This is a genomic window from Brucella sp. GW823-FHT04E01 (genome assembly GCF_058796175.1).
Map to the genome: position 1 here is coordinate 952824 of NZ_JBXAIK010000001.1, position 15967 is coordinate 968790.

The window sequence follows — 15967 nt, forward strand, 5'->3', positions numbered from 1 at the left end:
TACGACAACCTCGATTCCTAATCTTCAAAAGCTTCGACGACATGCCGCTTTCCGAGCAGAAACGCATCGGCCACATGGGTCAGTGGAGCGAGATCAACATCCGAACGCCCCGCGCCGATCAATTGCACGAAACGCTTGTAAAGTCGTTGATATTCGCGGTCCGGCTCGGCCATTTTCTCGGTCCCGGCGATGGTGAGGCGGCTGCCGCCATGGCTGAGCAGAACCGTGCCCTTGTCGGTCTCGACGCGAATATCCCAGGTCTGCGGACCGGTCTGCCGCCAGTCCAGTTCGAACGAAACCGGTATGCCGCTTTCCGTTTGGAACTTGAGGTTGGCTGCGATGGGCGCCGCACGGTTTTCTGGAAAATAAAGATCGGATTGCGTCAGGAAGAAGCGCTCCGGCAAAATATGCGTGACGATGGAAAGCGCATTGATGCCAGGATCGAACACGCCAAGGCCGCCCGGTTCCCAGATCCATTGCTGGCCGGGATGCCAGTGGCGGACATCTTCCTTCCACGTGACCGAAACCGAACGAATTTCCGCATCTTTCAGGAATTCCCGCGCCGGCTCGACCGCTGCGGCTTCGCGCGAGTGCCACGTGGCGTAAAGCGTCACGTCTTCCGCTTGCGCAAGACGCTCCAGCGCCTGCACTTCCGAAATGGTTGCACCCGGAGGCTTCTCCAGCATCACATGCTTGCGCGCCTTCAAGGCTGCGTAGGCCTGGCTAAAGCGCCCTTGCGGCGGTGTGCAGAGCGACACCGCGTCAATGGCAACGTCGCTGCCCAGCAGCTCATCGATGTCGTGAAAAGACGGCAGGCCGTCCAGCCCGGCATTGCGACTGGCAATGGCTTTCAGCTCAATGCCATCGACGGCTTCAATCGATGGCAGATGCTGGTCACGCGCAATCTTGCCCAGACCGACGATTGCGAGAGCGATGTTCGGTTCCGCCGCCATGTTCAAAGCGCCTTCACGACAAGGTTTTTAGCTGCCGCCTGAGCCAGCCTGTTGACCAGCGGATAACGGAACGGCTTGGCAGAAATCTCGAACTGGTCGCCAGCTTCCGTCTTCACGCCTTCTGAGAAAGACAAGGTTGCCGTGCCAAAGAAATGAACATGAATGTCGCCCGGACGGCGGAACAGCTCATATTTGAAATGATGGTGTTCCAGATTGGCGATCGTATGTGACATGTTCGCTTCACCCGAAAGGAACGGCTTTTCAAAGATCACCTGATCGCCGCGACGAATGCGCGAAACGCCCTCCACATGGTCAGGCAACGCCCCCACATATAGCTCCGGCCCCAACGCGGCCTGACGCAGCTTGGAATGGGCAAGCCAGAGATAGTTCTGCTTCTCGGTCACATGATCGGAAAATTCATTGGCAAGGCAGAAGCCAAGCCGGAACGGCGTACCATCCAGGCCAATCAGGTAGATGCCTGCCAGCTCCGGCTCTTCGCCACCATCCTCGGCAAAGGAAGGCGAAACCAGTTCGCCGCCGGTTGCCACCAGCGCCGAACCGTCACCCTTGTAGAACCATTCCGGCTGCACGCCGGTTTCACCCGGCTTCGGTTTGCCGCCTTCGACACCCATCAGGAACATGCGCATGGAGTCGGTCGGCTTTTCAGCAGACTGCGCGGCCTTATGCATCTTGTCGCGACCGTCGGCGGAGCCAAGATGTGTGAGGCCCGTGCCGGCAACAATCAGATGTGCCGGATCGGCATGGGTGATGGGCAGACCGACGCGACCAGCCGCCAGGGCAGCGTCTATATCGACGGCTTCGCCCTTGCCGCTGCGTACGACTTGTTCCTCAAGGCTGATACCCGCTGCAATGGCTGCCGAGGCTAGCTCATAGGTCGTTGCTACGCCCTTGACGACATGCGCCGCTCCCTCCTCACTGCAGGCAGCCACACGCATTTCTCCGCTTTCATCGCGGAACTGGACCAGACGCAACATTAAACCTCCCATTTTCCGCATACCCGTTGCGGAATTCACCCCGACCGCTTGAGAAACGCCATAAGACGCCAATTTACGGCTCGTGTTATTAATATGACTATTTTGCCGTAACCCGCTTTGTCAAGCAAGCAGACGCCCCCACCGGGGCAGTTCGCGAGCCCTGCCCCTCCCGCACGAATACAAGCCTTTGTTTTATATATATAAATAGCAATATTGCGCGTTTGTCGCACCGGCATTTTATTGGGAAACGTCGAAAGGCTCTTGCCATAAAGTAATATTATATGCTTCATAAATGCGAAGGCCGGGAGGGCCTTATTGGGAGGAACCATCATGAAACGCACATTGACGGCCCTGACGGCCGCATTTTCTTTTGCCCTGATTTCGAGCGCATCTGCTGCATCGCTGACGGTTGGCTTTTCGCAGATCGGTTCGGAATCGGGCTGGCGTGCTGCAGAAACGGCCCTGACCAAGCAGGAAGCCGAAAAACGCGGCTATACGCTCAAGTTCGCCGATGCACAGCAGAAGCAGGAAAACCAGATCAAGGCCGTTCGTGGCTTCATCGCTCAAGGGGTTGATGCAATCCTGATCGCACCGGTGGTCTCCACAGGTTGGGACGCCGTTCTGAAGGAAGCCAAGGAAGCCGAAATTCCGGTCGTCCTGCTCGACCGCCAGATCGATTCTCCGGAAGACCTTTATCTGACCGCCGTAACCTCCGATCAGGTTCATGAAGGCAAGGTGGCCGGTGACTGGCTGGTGAAGGATGTGGGCGACAAGCCGTGCAATGTGGTCGAGCTTCAGGGCACCACCGGTTCCTCGCCCGCCATCAACCGCAAGAAGGGTTTTGAAGACGCCATCAAAGGTCATGACAACATCAAGATTTCCCGCTCGCAGACGGGCGACTTCACCCGCACAAAGGGCAAGGAAGTCATGGAAAGCTTCATCAAGGCCGAAGGCGGCGGCAAGAATATCTGCGCCGTCTATGCCCATAATGACGACATGGCTGTCGGCGCCATTCAGGCAATCAAGGAAGCTGGCTTGAAGCCGGGCACGGAAATCAAGATCGTGTCGATCGACTCCGTGCCGGACATCTTCCAGGCCATGGCGAACGGCGAAGCCAACGCGACCGTCGAACTGACGCCGAACATGGCAGGCCCGGCCTTCGACGCGATTGAAGCCTTCAAGGACAAGGGCACCGTTCCGCCGAAGTGGATCCAGACGGAATCGAAGCTCTACACGCAGGCTGACGATCCGAAGGCCGTCTACGAAGCCAAGAAGGGTCTCGGTTACTGATCCTCTCGTCCTCGGGCCGCGTTTGTCGCGGCCCGGAATGACCTTTGCAAAATGCAATGGAAGACTGCCATGGCTGCAAAAGACGCTCCATCGGCGGCCGCTATGCCGCTTCTTGAAGCCCGTTCGATCACCAAATCCTTTCTGGGCGTGACCGCGCTCGACCATGTCGATTTCACGCTCAACCGCGGGGAAATCCATGCATTGCTCGGCGAAAACGGCGCGGGTAAATCCACGCTTATCAAGATATTGACCGGCGCTTACCACGGCTTCGGTGGTTCGATCCTGCTTGAGGGCCAGCCGATTGCGCCTGCCTCCGTGGCAGAGGCGCAGACATTTGGCATCGGCACGGTCTATCAGGAGGTCAACCTTCTCGAAAATCTGACGGTAGCAGAAAACCTGTTTCTGGGACGCCAGCCGAAACGTTTCGGACTGGTCGACCGGGGCCGGATGGAAAAAGATGCGACGAACCTTCTTTCCCGCTATGGCCTCACCATCGATGTCGGCGTGCCTCTGTCCGCCTATTCAGTCGCCATCCGCCAGATCATCGCGATTGCACGTGCCGTCGATCTCTCGGGCAAGGTGCTCGTCCTTGACGAACCGACCGCCAGTCTCGATGCACGCGAAGTCGAAATGCTGTTCGGCGTGCTGCGCCAGTTGAAGGCAGAAGGCCTCGGCATCATCGTCATCACCCATTTTCTGGATCAGGTCTACGCCATCGCCGATTGCGCCACCGTATTGCGCAACGGACGGCTGGTCGGCAGCCGCAACCTGTCGGAACTGCCGCGCACCGATCTCATTTCCATGATGCTCGGCCACCAGCTGCAGGAGACTGTGCGCCGCCAGCTGACCGAGGAAGTAAGCCGCGACACGATTGCCCCGATCCGTTTTGCAGGCTTCGGCAGACAAGGCAGCGTTGCGCCGTTCGATCTCTCGATCAAGCCGGGAGAAGCCGTTGGCATTGCCGGGTTGCTCGGTTCCGGCCGCACCGAAACCGCGCTGTTGATGTTCGGTGTCGATCAGACCGATAGCGGCACCTTGACCGTCGACGGCAAGGAAACGAGGCTCCCCTCGCCCGTTGCGGCCATTGCGGAACGCTTCGCCTTCTGCCCGGAAGAACGCAAGACCGACGGCATCATTGGCGATTTCTCGATGGCGGAAAACATCGCGCTGGCGGTTCAGGCGAAGCGCGGCTGGTCCAGACCGATTTCATCGCGCGAGAAGACGGCGCTTGCGCAGCGTTACATCAAGGCGCTCGATATTCGCCCGCCCGATCCTGACAAGCCGATCAAGTTTCTGTCCGGCGGCAACCAGCAGAAAGCCATACTGGCACGCTGGCTTGCCACCGATCCCCGCCTGCTGATCCTCGATGAGCCGACGCGTGGCATCGATATCGGCGCCCATGCTGAAATCCTGAAGCTCATCGGCGAACTTTGCGCTGAAGGCATGTCGCTGGTCATCATCTCGTCGGAATTCGAGGAGCTTGCCGCCGTTGCCAATCGCGTCATCGTCCTGTCCGACCGTCGCCATGTGGCGGAACTGAAGGGCGAGGAAATCACTGCCGACAATATCGTGCGTGCAATCGCTGAGACCGGAAGCGAAAAGGAAGCTGCAGCATGATTGCCCGCATGACCAGAAAACTCAAAAGACTGGCGCCGCAACTGGCCGCCCTTGTGCTCATTCTGGTGGCGAACACCGTCATCGCGCCTGGCTTTCTCGACATCTCGTTCCAGAACGGACGGCTTTATGGAAGCCTGATCGATATTCTGGTGCGCGCCGCACCCGTCGCCATTCTGGCTGTCGGCATGACACTGGTGATCGCAACGCGCGGCATCGATCTGTCAGTCGGTGCCGTCATGGCGATCAGCGGTGCTTTTGCCGCCTCACTCATCGTCGCGGGCTATCCACTTGCAATCGTCATTCCGGCAGCGCTTGGCGTCGGCCTTCTGTGTGGCTTGTGGAACGGCTTTCTGGTTGCGGTCTTCGATATCCAGCCGATCATCGCGACGCTTATCCTTATGGTGGCAGGTCGCGGCATCGCACAGCTTATCACCGAAGGCGCGATCCTGACCTTCAACAATGATTCCTTTGCGGCGCTTGGCTCCGGCTCCTTCCTCGGCGTGCCTGTTCCAGTCCTGATATGGATTCTGGCCGGTCTGGTCGTGGGCCTCGCAGTGCGTACCAGTGCGCTTGGCTTCCTGATCGAGGCGACCGGCATCAACCGTCGCGCAGCGATGCTGGCAGGGGTCAAGGCACGCTTTCTCCTGTTCAGCGTCTATGCGGTTTCCGGCGTCGGCGCTGCCCTTGCAGGGCTTATCGCGGCGGCGGATATTCGCGGCGCAGATGCCAACAATGCCGGGCTGTGGCTTGAACTCGACGCGATTCTGGCGGTCGTCATCGGCGGCACCTCGCTTAATGGCGGGCGTTTCTCGATCATGGCCTCGCTGCTCGGCGCGCTCATCATCCAGTCGATCAACACAGGCATTCTGATGGCGGGCTTTCCGCCGGAATTCAACCTCATCATCAAGGCCGTCATCATCGTGATCGTGCTCACCTTCCAGTCGCCGGCCATTGTCCAGCTCATTACCTTCCTGCGCTCGGAACGCAAGGGCAATGGAGCCAATCCGGTCCGTCAAAGCCAGCAGGGAGCACGGCAATGAGAGCACTGCGCAATCTGCCCTTCCTGACGACGGTTGCAATCTTCCTGCTCGCCTATGCGATCTGCATCGTCCAGTTTCCGAACATGCTGTCGACACGGGTAATCGGCAATCTTCTGACGGACAACGCCTTCCTCGGCATAGCCGCCGTCGGCATGACATTCGTGATCCTTTCCGGCGGCATCGACCTGTCGGTCGGCTCGGTCATCGCCTTCACCAGCGTTTTCGTTGCCGTGATGGTCGGGCAGCTCGGCGTGCATCCGCTCGTGGCATTCGGCCTCGTTCTTGTGATCGCTGCATTGTTCGGGGCGTGGATGGGCATGATGATCCATTTCTTGCGGATCCCGCCTTTCGTGGCCACACTTGCGGGCATGTTTCTGGCTCGCGGTGCGGCATTCCTCATCTCGACGCAATCCGTGCCCATCGCGCATCCGTTTCTCGATACATTGCAGGGGCTTTATTTCCGCCTGCCGGGCGGCGGCAGGCTGACATTCATCGCCATGCTCATGCTCGCGGTCTTCATCGTTGGCGGCATCATCGCCCATCGCACGCGCTTCGGCGCCAATATCTACGCGCTTGGCGGCAACCAGCAGTCGGCGGAGCTGATGGGCGTTCCGATTGCCCGCACGACAATCGGCATCTATACGATGTCGGGTATCCTTTCCGGCCTCGCCGGGATCGTCTATACGCTTTATACTTCGTCCGGCTATTCGCTCGCGACGGTTGGGGTAGAACTGGATGCCATCGCTTCGGTGGTGATCGGCGGGACATTGCTGACAGGTGGCGCAGGCCTTGTGGCCGGAACATTCGTCGGCATTCTCATACAGGGGCTGATCCAGACATACATTGTTTTCGACGGAACGCTGTCTTCCTGGTGGACGAAAATAGCAATCGGTATATTGCTGTTCCTGTTCATTGCTCTGCAACGAGGACTTGCGTGGTTCTCGGATCTAAGGCGCATCCCGAAAAGTGGGAACCGGTTTTCGGGCAAGATGCGCATTGAAACAAATAGCTAGCCAGGCAACGAATGAAGGAGGCCTGAATTGGGATTGCTGGAAACGGCCATAACCGGACGCAAGCGCCATAACAGCCACGCTGTCGTGGTGGGTGAACTGGGCCGCGGCATCGTCGCGGGAACCATTCCTGCAGGGTCCATCCTTCCGGGCGATCATGAATTGTCGCTGCGCTTCGGCGTTTCCCGCACCGTTCTGCGCGAGGCGATGAAAACCCTTGCCGCCAAGCGCCTCATCGAACCCAAGGCCAAGGTCGGCACCCGTGTTCTGGGCCATGCGAGCTGGAATTTCTTCGATCCCGATGTGCTGACATGGCGCTTCGAGGCAGGCTTCGATGAAGTCTTCGTGGACCATCTGGCGGAAATGCGCATGGCACTGGAACCGGCAGCCGCAGCGGCCGCGGCTGAACGCGCCACCAGTGACGAGATTGTCGAGCTTTACGCGCTCGCCGCCAAGTTTGACGATCCGAACCACACGCCGGAGTCCATCGCCAAGGTTGATCTGGAATTCCATCTGGCCATTGCGCGCATGTCCGGCAATCCGTTCATGCGCTCGGTCAGCGGATTGATCGAGGCGGCGCTGGCAATCTCGTTCCAGCTTTCATCACCCGCCTCATCGCGAGAAGGCATTGCCGAATGCGCGGCCAATCACCTGCGCATTGCCCACGCCATTGCATCGCGTGATCCACAAAAAGCACGTCTGGCCATGGAAAGCGTTATCAAGCTCGGCGTCGATCGTATCCGCGATGTGATCTGAGCATTTCCAGCAAAAGTGGGAGCCGGTTTTGCGTTCGGAAATGCGGTAACAAAGAGACAGAGCGGTTCTTACGGTTCTATCATACAAGAACCACTCTGAAGGTTACGATACCTTCAGATCAAACTGCGGCTCGCCGCGCAGCGTATTACTGACCGTGCAGATTTCCTCAGCCATTTCGGCGAGACGATGCTTTTCGTCGTCGGTGAGGTCACCGCCGAAATGGAAGGTGATGTTGAACCGTTCGATACGCGACGGTCCTTCATGCGCCTTGTCGCCCTTCACTTCCACCCGCACATCGGTCAGCTTTTCCCTTAGTTCGAGCTTCGTTGCGGCGATACGAGCGCTCAACGCCATGCAGGCCGCAACCGACGAATAGATGAGATCGAGCGGATTGAAGCCCGCTTGACTGACACTCGTAACGAGCTCGACCACGCCGCCGGTCGGCGTGGTGATGACAGGCAGCTTTCCATGCTGCATTTCGGCGACGGCACCCGTCTCGCGGGTTCTGACTTTCAGTTCGCTCATTCCTGAATTCTCCTGTAGTCCACATGCCGTGCCAGCCAGCAGCCGACGGTCATGCCTGTTATCTCGCCTTTGGCGTCACGATGGAAGACAAGTTTCCATTCGCCCGGCGACGGCGCGTCCATCGAGCGCTGCACCGGCAGCAGCCAGACATGCGGTCCTGCCTCATAGAGCGAATACATATCGCTCTTGCCGAGAAATCCTTCAAAGGCCCCGTAAAAAGCGCCGCCCTCATTGACGATCAGAAGATCGGCCTCAAGTTCGTCGCTGCGATAACGTCCAGCAATATCCTGCTTCGCCGCGCCTTTCAGGCGCTGCATTGTCAGGCTCAGATTTTCATCCTCGCGCGCCAGATGGATCGTGTCGCCATCGCGGCGGATCGTGGTCATCGCGGAACGCGCCTCGTTCTCGCCTATTACGTCCATGATTTCCGGGCCGGTGCCGAAACGTGCCTTCATGCGTCCGCGTCCGGCATCTTCAAGGCTCAGCACGAGACCGGTTTCATGGTCGAGCCATGAGCCGAACCATGCGGCATCGGCTTCAACGCGAACCTGTTCCGATGTCGGAACGCCAAGCGCAATATTCATCAGCTTGAAGGCGACGTCGGAAGCTCCGCCTTCAAAATTGAACATGGCGATTGTCGAGAGGCGCTCATCGGCGCAATGCCAGCGCTGGCAGCGCCAGCCGCGCAAAGCCCCGCCATGGCCGGTCAGTCGCTTGCCGCCTGTTTCCTCGAATTTAAGGCCGAGGCCGTAGGGAGCAGCAGCACCGTCGCTGAAAGTCTGAGGACCGCTCAGGCGACGATAGATTCCGCTTTCGTCGTCGCCGGTCGCATCGATGAACTGCTCCCAGGCAATCATGTCGTCCAGCGACGCGCAGATGCCGGCATCGCCCATCCAGTGGATGCGATTGACGGCAGGCAGGAAGCCGCGCACCGTATCGCCCTCATAGCCAATGCATTCATCGAACAGCGCGGTATCGGGAATAAGTTCTGCGGTCTTCATGCCCGCCGGCTGGAAAATGCGTTCCGACAGAAGTTCGATAAGCTTCCGGCCTGTATGCTGTTCGATCAGATCAGCCAGAATGCGGAAATTGCCGTTGCAGTAGGAATAATGCGTGCCCGGTGCAAAATGCGTGGTCTTCAGGCGGCGCAGCAGGCTTTGTGCCTGTTCGGGCAGAAAGACGCCTTCCGGATCGGCCCCGCACAGAACCGTCAGCGCCCAGTAATCGCGCAGGCCCGACTGGTTGTTGCACAGATCGCGCACGCTGGGACGCTTTTCAGCAAACTTGTCGAGATAGGCGGCAAGCGCATCATCAAGAACTTCCGGCTCGCCGACACTGTCGAGCAGAACGGCGCAGGTGAACTGCTTGCTGACCGAACAGATCGGCATGCGCGTTTCGGGCGTCATCGCCTTGCGAGTGGAAAGATCGGCAAAGCCCCATGCATGGCGCAGCACGACCTTGCCATCTTTCAGCACCGCGACCGCACCACCCGGTCCCTTATAGTGCTGCGGAATGGTGCGAACGAAGGTTTCAAGCGCGGAAAGATCGAATTTTGACATGATGCTCAGGCGACTCAGATGAAAATCAACAGCCGCCACGAGGCATCATTTTGTCCGTTCGATCAAGGCCATGGCCGCATGCGGATTATGCGCCTTATAGCCGCTGATCACATAGAGATAGACATCGCGGGCGATATGGTCCGCAACAGGCGGCGTCACGGTCTTCAACCCTTCAGCGGGTTCTCCCGCTGCTATCGCCTTGGCGCGTGCAGCCCACTGATCGAGATGACTTTCACCATAGCCAAGCGGCTCGCTTTCCTTCGTTCCCATGATGCGAAGATAGGCGAAAGGTGCGGTCATATCGGCGAATTGCGGAAAGTCGCTGTCGCCTGCAATCACCACCGCTACGCCATATTCGCGCAGCAAGGCGATGAAGTCCGGTGAATTGAAACTGTCGTGGCGCACTTCCACCGCATGACGCACATCGCGCCCGTCGACACGCTTCGGCAGAAGCTTCAAAAACGCCTCGAAGTCCACGGGGTCGAACTTCTTCGTTCCCATGAATTGCCAGTTGACCACGCCGAGCTTGTCCTTCAGTTCCATCATGCCGCCGGTCATGAACCGTTCAATGCTCTCACCCGCCTCCGCCAGGACACGGCGATTGGTGGAAAAACGCGGTGCCTTCAGCGAAAACACAAAGCCTTCCGGCGTTTCATCGTGCCATTTGGCGAAGGTCGTGGGTTTCTGCGGACCGTAATAAGTGCTGTTGATCTCGATGGATGTGAGCTTGCTCGATGCATATTCAAGCTGGCGCTTCTTCGACAGTTTTTCAGGATAGAAGCTCTTGTCCCACGGTTCATAGGCCCATCCGCCAATACCGACGCGGATCTTACCCGTGTTTTCCCTGGCCATCGCCATTCCTCCATACCGGTGCATCATGAGTTCATACAGTTTAGTCATGATGTTTAATCTGTATTCGCACCGCTGGCTATGTTCATATCAGCGTGCTTGACTGGGAGGAGAAGCAGGCGGCTGAACGTAAACTTTGCCGCGAGACTGAGGTTTATGCACCTGTCGGCCATTTGGGTGCGTCTGACCATGAGTTCCCGTTCCCCCAACACATGGATTGTCCCGGTTTTCGGGAGGATCTTTTTGAAAAGAGGCGGAGAAACCGTCCTTGCAAGGCGCGCCGGAATGGCGAGCGAGACATGGTGAGATTGAGGAAATGCATACAATGACGAGCAAACCCAATGCCCGTACCGGAGGCCAGATTTTGGTGGATGCGCTGCGCATCCACGGCACCGACCGGGTCTTCTGCGTCCCCGGCGAGAGCTATCTCGCCGCGCTTGACGCCTTTCATGATTCCAGCGACACGATTGACCTGATCGTCTGCCGGCAGGAAGGCGGCGCGGCCTATATGGCGGAAGCCTATGGCAAGCTGACCGGCAAGCCGGGCATCTGCTTCGTCACACGCGGTCCCGGCGCAACAAACGCCTCTGTCGGTGTGCATACAGCTTTTCAGGATTCGACACCGATGCTGCTCTTCATCGGTCAGGTCGCCAGCGATCAGGTCGAGCGCGAGGCATTTCAGGAAATCGATTATCGCCGCATGTTCGGCCAGATGGCCAAATGGGTCGTCCAGATCGACGATGCCGCCCGCATTCCGGAACTGGTCAGCCAAGCCTTCCACCGCGCCGTCAACGGTCGCCCCGGCCCGGTCGTGATCGCCCTGCCGGAAGACATGCTGACATCCTATGCCGCCGTCAGCGACGCACCAGCCTTTAAACAGGTTCAGATGCATCCAGGTGCCGACCAGTTGCAGGACATGCAAGCGCTTCTTGCAAAGGCCGAACGGCCTCTGGTGATCGTCGGCGGTGGCGGCTGGAATGCGAGAGCCATCAGCGATCTGCGGAAATTTGCCGAGAACATGCACCTGCCCGTCGCGGCATCCTTCCGCTGCCAGGACATGTTCGACAACACTCACCCGCTCTATGCAGGCGAAATGGGAACCTCGATCAGCCCCAAGCTGGCGCAGCGCGTGCGCGATGCCGATCTGCTGATCGTAATCGGTGCCCGCCTCGGCGAAATGACGACACAGGGCTACGAACTCGTCTCCATTCCGGTGCCACAACAGAAGCTCGTCCATATCCATCCGGGGGCGGAGGAACTGGGCCGCGTCTATCATGCAGACGTTCCGGTCAATGCTTCCATGCCTGCCTTCTGTGCGGCAGCAGCAAAGCTTGCGCCGGTTGCTGATCCGCGCTGGAAATCATGGACCGACAGCGCCAATGCCGATTACCGCGACAACATCAAATCGCCGGTCATCCCCGGTGATGTGCAGATGGGCGAAGTGATGGAGTGGTTGCGCGCGCATCTGCCAGCCGACGCCATCATCACCAATGGCGCAGGCAACTATTCCGCCTGGCCGCATCGCTTCTACCAGTACCGTACCTATCGCAGCCAGCTGGCTCCCACCAACGGCTCGATGGGCTATGGCGTACCGGCTGCGGTCGCGGCCAAGCTCACCGCGCCGGAACGCACGGTTGTTGCCTTTGCAGGTGACGGCTGCTTCCTCATGAACGGACAGGAACTGGCAACGGCGGCGCAATATGGCGCCAATGCCATCTTCATCGTCGTCAATAACGGCATGTACGGCACCATCCGCATGCATCAGGAGCGCACCTATCCGGGCCGCGTTTCAGGCACCGGCCTCGCCAATCCTGACTTCGCAGCGCTTGCCCGCGCCTATGGCCTGCATGGCGAAGTGGTGGAAAAGACGGCTGATTTTGCACCGGCCTTCGAGGCTTGCGAAAAGTCCGGCAAGCCGGGCCTCATCGAAATCCGCATCGATCCGGAAGCGCTTTCACCGAAGATGAGCCTCAGTCAGATGCGCGAGCAGGGTCTGGCCAAGCAGCGATAGACGGACGCCAATAAAAAAGCACGCTTTCTTCTCGGCCAAGAAGGAAGCGTGCAAAAAGACATTTTCAATCACAACGCCCCCCGGCGTATCTATGATCCGGTGCAAGGGGGTGTACCGCACCGATAAAATGCCTTTCGGTCGCCGGAACGAGTGTCCCGGCAATCCCAAGATCAGGCCTGCGCTTCTCCACAGATCTGCTGTTTGTCGAGCGCCTCGATCATCAGCTCCACCGCTGACGAGATCGGCGCGACAATCGGAATATCGAAGCCGCCACGCAGTTGTTCCGCAGCTTCCCCGAGCGGCCCACCGCCGATGATGACCGCTTCGGCTCCATCCATGATGCAAAACCGCACCGCCGCTTCCAGTTCTGTACGCAGACGCGCGCCATCGCGCGCCAGTTTCTCAGGGTCTCCGGGCGTGCAGCGAATACCCGTATAAAGATGCGACAGGCCTAGGCTTTCCGCCCGCGCCGCTATTGCATCGGCAAGATCCGGCGTTACCGTCGCAATGCCGAACCGTCGTCCATTCCGTGTTGCCTCGACCATCGAGGCCTCACAAATGCCGAGAACCGGTACGGCCAGGCTTTCCTGCAAATGCACGACACCGGGATCGCCATAAGCGCTGACAATGACCCCGATGCAGTTTGAATTCTGCCCCCTGCCGATTTCTATGACCTGCGCCGCTGAAGCGTGCAACTGCTCGTCATTGACGATCATCGAAGGGCTGCGTGTCGCAGTGGCGGCTTCGATCCGAAGCCGCCCGTTCGCCTTCCGCCTGGCAATATCGAGCATCATCCCGCTCGTTGCCTCTGAGCTGTTTGGATTGATCAGCAGGACATAGGGGGATGATGCAGTCATGTTCAGGCCTGTTCTTTAGCAGTTTTTGTGAAATCGACCGTCGGCTCGTCGGCTTCCGCCGGCTGCGTCAGGTCTTCCATGGACCGACCATAGGTTTCCGGCCCAAGCTGGATGCAGAATGCGAAGATGGCATACATCGATGCGGCAAGGCCGAAGACACCGAGCATTCCGTATGTGTCGAACAAGGCACCCGCAATCGTTGGTACGAAGGATCCGGCAGCCGAACCGCTCGCGAGGATGAGTGCCACACCGAAGCCGCGGATACGGGTTGGATAGAGTTCCGGCGCGTAAATCCAGATCGACGTGTTGAGCAACAGGACGAAGAACTGGAACAGCGCTCCGAAGAACAGCACCAGATAGATGTTCGTGCCCAGATAGATGATCGAAAGCGCTGCGGCACAGGCACAGACCGCACCCAGGCTGAGAACTTTCTTGCGCGGAAAGTAATAGCCGAATGCCGATGCTGCAATGGCACCGAGCACGCTGCCGCTCTGGATGATCATGCTGTAAAGAAGGCTGCCCGAAAGCGTGTAGCCCATCGAAACGAAAATCATTGGCATCAGCGTCAGGACGGAAAGCTGTGCGCCGTAGCTCATCAGGATCGCGATCGCCACAGGGACGGTGCGGCCAAGATAAGGCGCCTGGAACAGTTCCCTCCAATTGCCCTTGACAGGCTTGGTGTCACTGTCTTCCGACTTCGACAGATATTCAGTGACTTTCAGGTTCTTGGGTCGGAGTGATCCGGACGCCAGAATGGAAAGTACCTTGTTTGCTTCGTCGATCTTGCCTTGCGAGGCCAGAAAACGCGGTGTTTCCGGCACGTAACGGCGAAAGAAAACAACGAGGAAAGCGGGGATCGCCAGAACGGCGAAGAGCCAGCGCCAGTTGTCGTCGCCCGGAAAGAGCGTGAAAACCAGCAGGCCGAAAGCCGGGGCGAGGAAGTTGCCGAAACCGCCTGCGCCGACATTGACGAGACCGGCTGCAGTTCCACGGAACTTCGGCGAACAGAATTCGGCAAGCATCGTAACGGCAGTCGAAATTTCGCCGCCGACACCAAAGCCGACAATGGCGCGTGCGAGACAGAGCCAGCCGAAGCTCGGTGCGAGCGCACAAAGTGCGGAACCGACGGTGAAGAGAAGAAGATTGATCGTCAGCATGACACGGCGGCCGTACCGGTCGCCAAGAATGCCGGACAAGAGACGGCCAATGGCCGCGCTTGCGAAAGTGATGGTATTGAGGAAGCCGATATCGGCGCCCGACAGACCCCATTGTTCGCGAAGGATCGGCCCGACGAGGCCAATCGTGTTCTGCTCGAAACTGTCAAAGAGACAGCCGATCAGGATCAGCGCGAGAATCTGCTTGTGCGCAGTTGTCACGCCGATATTTCCCAATGCATTTTCCATCTGCTTGATGGCCGGTGACGTCGCACCGGATTGTATCATTTGTTCCCCTGCCATAACGGTCCAACTCCCATGATATTAGCCGTATGAAATTATTTTTTCATAATCAAACATCAGAAAATCAATTTTTACAAGCAATTTTTTATCGTTTATTTTCAGATAGATAATCTGCTCAAAGCTTAGGCGAAAAAGATGCAAAAATAGTCAAAAGCTGCTAATAGTTAGGCAATCTGAAAATATGATTTCATCAGGCGGCACATGAAACCCACCGAAAAGTCCTTTCTGACCCGCGTAAGAGACGTGATGGACGAACTGCCGCCAGCCGAAAAAAGGCTGGGTGAATTCGTATGTGATTTTCCAGGGGAACTGGCGAGCTATTCGGCGTCGGAACTGGCAGCTCTCGCCCATGTTTCCAACGCGACCGTGACGCGTTTCGTACAGCGCCTCGGTTATGACACCTATGAAGAATCCCGACGCCATGCCCGTGAGGAAAAACAGACGGGATCGCGTCTGTTTCTGTCGAGTGCCACCGATGCGGAGAGCGGCCAGTCCCTGTCGTCGCATGTCGGTCAGGGCATCGCCAATCTGGAAAAGACCTTTCTTTCAATACGCGAAACACAGATCGATGCCGTTGTGGAAGCAATGCTCGGCGCACGCAAGACATGGGTATTCGGCTTTCGCAGCAGCCAGCCTTTTGCGGCCTATCTGCAATGGCAGATGATACAGGTGGTGGACAATATCGTTGCGGTTCCCGGACCGGGCCAGACACTTGGCGAATATATTGCCAGCATCAGCCCCGACGATATGGTCATCGTCTTCGCGCTTCGCCGCCGTATTGCAAAAATGGACGACATCCTTGCCGCCATCGAAAAGCGTGGTGCGAAACTTCTCTACATCACCGATGAAGGCGCGCCGTTCCGGGCTTCCGCGCAATGGCATTTTCATTGCCAGACACTGGCGCCCGGCCCGTTGTTCAATCACGTTGCGGTCATGGCGCTCTGCCATTTATTGACCACGCGGGCCATTGAAAAAGCAGGCGCTTCCGGACGAAAGCGCCTGCGTGATATCGAAGCCTCCGGCGACCTGCTCGAAGAGCTGTAAACCG

The 15967-nt window shown here is 58.1% G+C and carries 14 protein-coding genes; 7 read left to right on the forward strand and 7 right to left on the reverse strand.

Annotated features, from left to right (window positions below; all coding sequences use genetic code 11):
• Nucleotides 1–17 precede the first annotated feature (17 nt).
• Nucleotides 18–953, reverse strand: a complete 936-nt coding sequence (locus AC1RHM_RS04720) for a Gfo/Idh/MocA family protein (RefSeq protein WP_036580521.1) — start codon at nucleotides 951–953, stop codon at nucleotides 18–20.
• Between the two features lie 2 nt (nucleotides 954–955).
• Entirely contained in the window at nucleotides 956–1948 is a 993-nt protein-coding gene (gene araD1 / locus AC1RHM_RS04725) for an AraD1 family protein (RefSeq protein WP_010659488.1), read from the reverse strand.
• A gap of 330 nt (nucleotides 1949–2278) precedes the next feature.
• On the opposite strand from araD1, the gene ytfQ reads away from it, so the two are divergent.
• The 5 genes from ytfQ (at nucleotide 2279) to AC1RHM_RS04750 (ending at nucleotide 7661) form a co-directional block, all read left to right on the forward strand.
• Nucleotides 2279–3238, forward strand: a complete 960-nt coding sequence (gene ytfQ, locus AC1RHM_RS04730; protein ID WP_010659486.1) for a galactofuranose ABC transporter, galactofuranose-binding protein YtfQ — start codon at nucleotides 2279–2281, stop codon at nucleotides 3236–3238.
• A 69-nt stretch (nucleotides 3239–3307) separates the two neighbouring features.
• Entirely contained in the window at nucleotides 3308–4855 is a 1548-nt protein-coding gene (locus AC1RHM_RS04735; RefSeq protein ID WP_010659485.1) for a sugar ABC transporter ATP-binding protein, read from the forward strand.
• Nucleotides 4852–5895: an ABC transporter permease gene (locus AC1RHM_RS04740; RefSeq protein ID WP_010659484.1), complete on the forward strand. Its 1044-nt coding sequence runs from the start codon at nucleotides 4852–4854 to the stop codon at nucleotides 5893–5895. The genes AC1RHM_RS04735 and AC1RHM_RS04740 overlap by 4 nt, the downstream gene beginning before the upstream one ends.
• A complete protein-coding gene (gene yjfF / locus AC1RHM_RS04745) occupies nucleotides 5892–6908 on the forward strand; it encodes a galactofuranose ABC transporter, permease protein YjfF (RefSeq protein ID WP_010659483.1) in 1017 nt (338 codons plus the stop codon). Before AC1RHM_RS04740 ends, yjfF begins: the two co-directional genes overlap by 4 nt.
• A 27-nt stretch (nucleotides 6909–6935) precedes the next feature.
• Nucleotides 6936–7661 (forward strand): FadR/GntR family transcriptional regulator, encoded by a 726-nt coding sequence (locus AC1RHM_RS04750; RefSeq protein WP_010659482.1) that lies wholly within the window; start codon nucleotides 6936–6938, stop codon nucleotides 7659–7661.
• Nucleotides 7662–7763: 102 nt separating this feature from the next.
• Here AC1RHM_RS04750 and AC1RHM_RS04755 read toward each other — a convergent pair whose 3' ends face one another.
• Genes AC1RHM_RS04755 through AC1RHM_RS04765 form a run of 3 tightly spaced genes read right to left on the reverse strand, consistent with a single transcriptional unit; the run spans nucleotide 7764 to nucleotide 10597 of the window.
• Complete coding sequence (locus AC1RHM_RS04755) at nucleotides 7764–8186, reverse strand: OsmC family protein (protein ID WP_010659481.1); 423 nt, start codon at nucleotides 8184–8186, stop codon at nucleotides 7764–7766.
• Nucleotides 8183–9745 (reverse strand): D-aminopeptidase, encoded by a 1563-nt coding sequence (locus tag AC1RHM_RS04760; RefSeq protein WP_010659480.1) that lies wholly within the window; start codon nucleotides 9743–9745, stop codon nucleotides 8183–8185. The genes AC1RHM_RS04755 and AC1RHM_RS04760 overlap by 4 nt, the downstream gene beginning before the upstream one ends.
• Nucleotides 9746–9790: 45 nt before the next feature.
• Nucleotides 9791–10597 carry a DUF72 domain-containing protein gene (locus AC1RHM_RS04765; protein WP_010659479.1) on the reverse strand — a complete coding sequence of 269 codons (807 nt, stop codon included), beginning with the start codon at nucleotides 10595–10597 and terminating at the stop codon, nucleotides 9791–9793.
• A 322-nt stretch (nucleotides 10598–10919) separates the two neighbouring features.
• Here AC1RHM_RS04765 and AC1RHM_RS04770 point away from each other — a divergent pair, with 322 nt between their 5' ends.
• Nucleotides 10920–12605: a thiamine pyrophosphate-binding protein gene (locus AC1RHM_RS04770; protein WP_010659478.1), complete on the forward strand. Its 1686-nt coding sequence runs from the start codon at nucleotides 10920–10922 to the stop codon at nucleotides 12603–12605.
• Between the two features lie 170 nt (nucleotides 12606–12775).
• Here the strand turns inward: AC1RHM_RS04770 and AC1RHM_RS04775 are convergent, their stop codons facing one another.
• Nucleotides 12776–13462: an aspartate/glutamate racemase family protein gene (locus tag AC1RHM_RS04775; protein ID WP_010659477.1), complete on the reverse strand. Its 687-nt coding sequence runs from the start codon at nucleotides 13460–13462 to the stop codon at nucleotides 12776–12778.
• Between the two features lie 2 nt (nucleotides 13463–13464).
• Nucleotides 13465–14919 (reverse strand): MFS transporter, encoded by a 1455-nt coding sequence (locus AC1RHM_RS04780; RefSeq protein WP_010659476.1) that lies wholly within the window; start codon nucleotides 14917–14919, stop codon nucleotides 13465–13467.
• A gap of 201 nt (nucleotides 14920–15120) precedes the next feature.
• On the opposite strand from AC1RHM_RS04780, the gene AC1RHM_RS04785 reads away from it, so the two are divergent.
• Nucleotides 15121–15963: a MurR/RpiR family transcriptional regulator gene (locus AC1RHM_RS04785; protein ID WP_010659475.1), complete on the forward strand. Its 843-nt coding sequence runs from the start codon at nucleotides 15121–15123 to the stop codon at nucleotides 15961–15963.
• Nucleotides 15964–15967 lie beyond the last annotated feature (4 nt).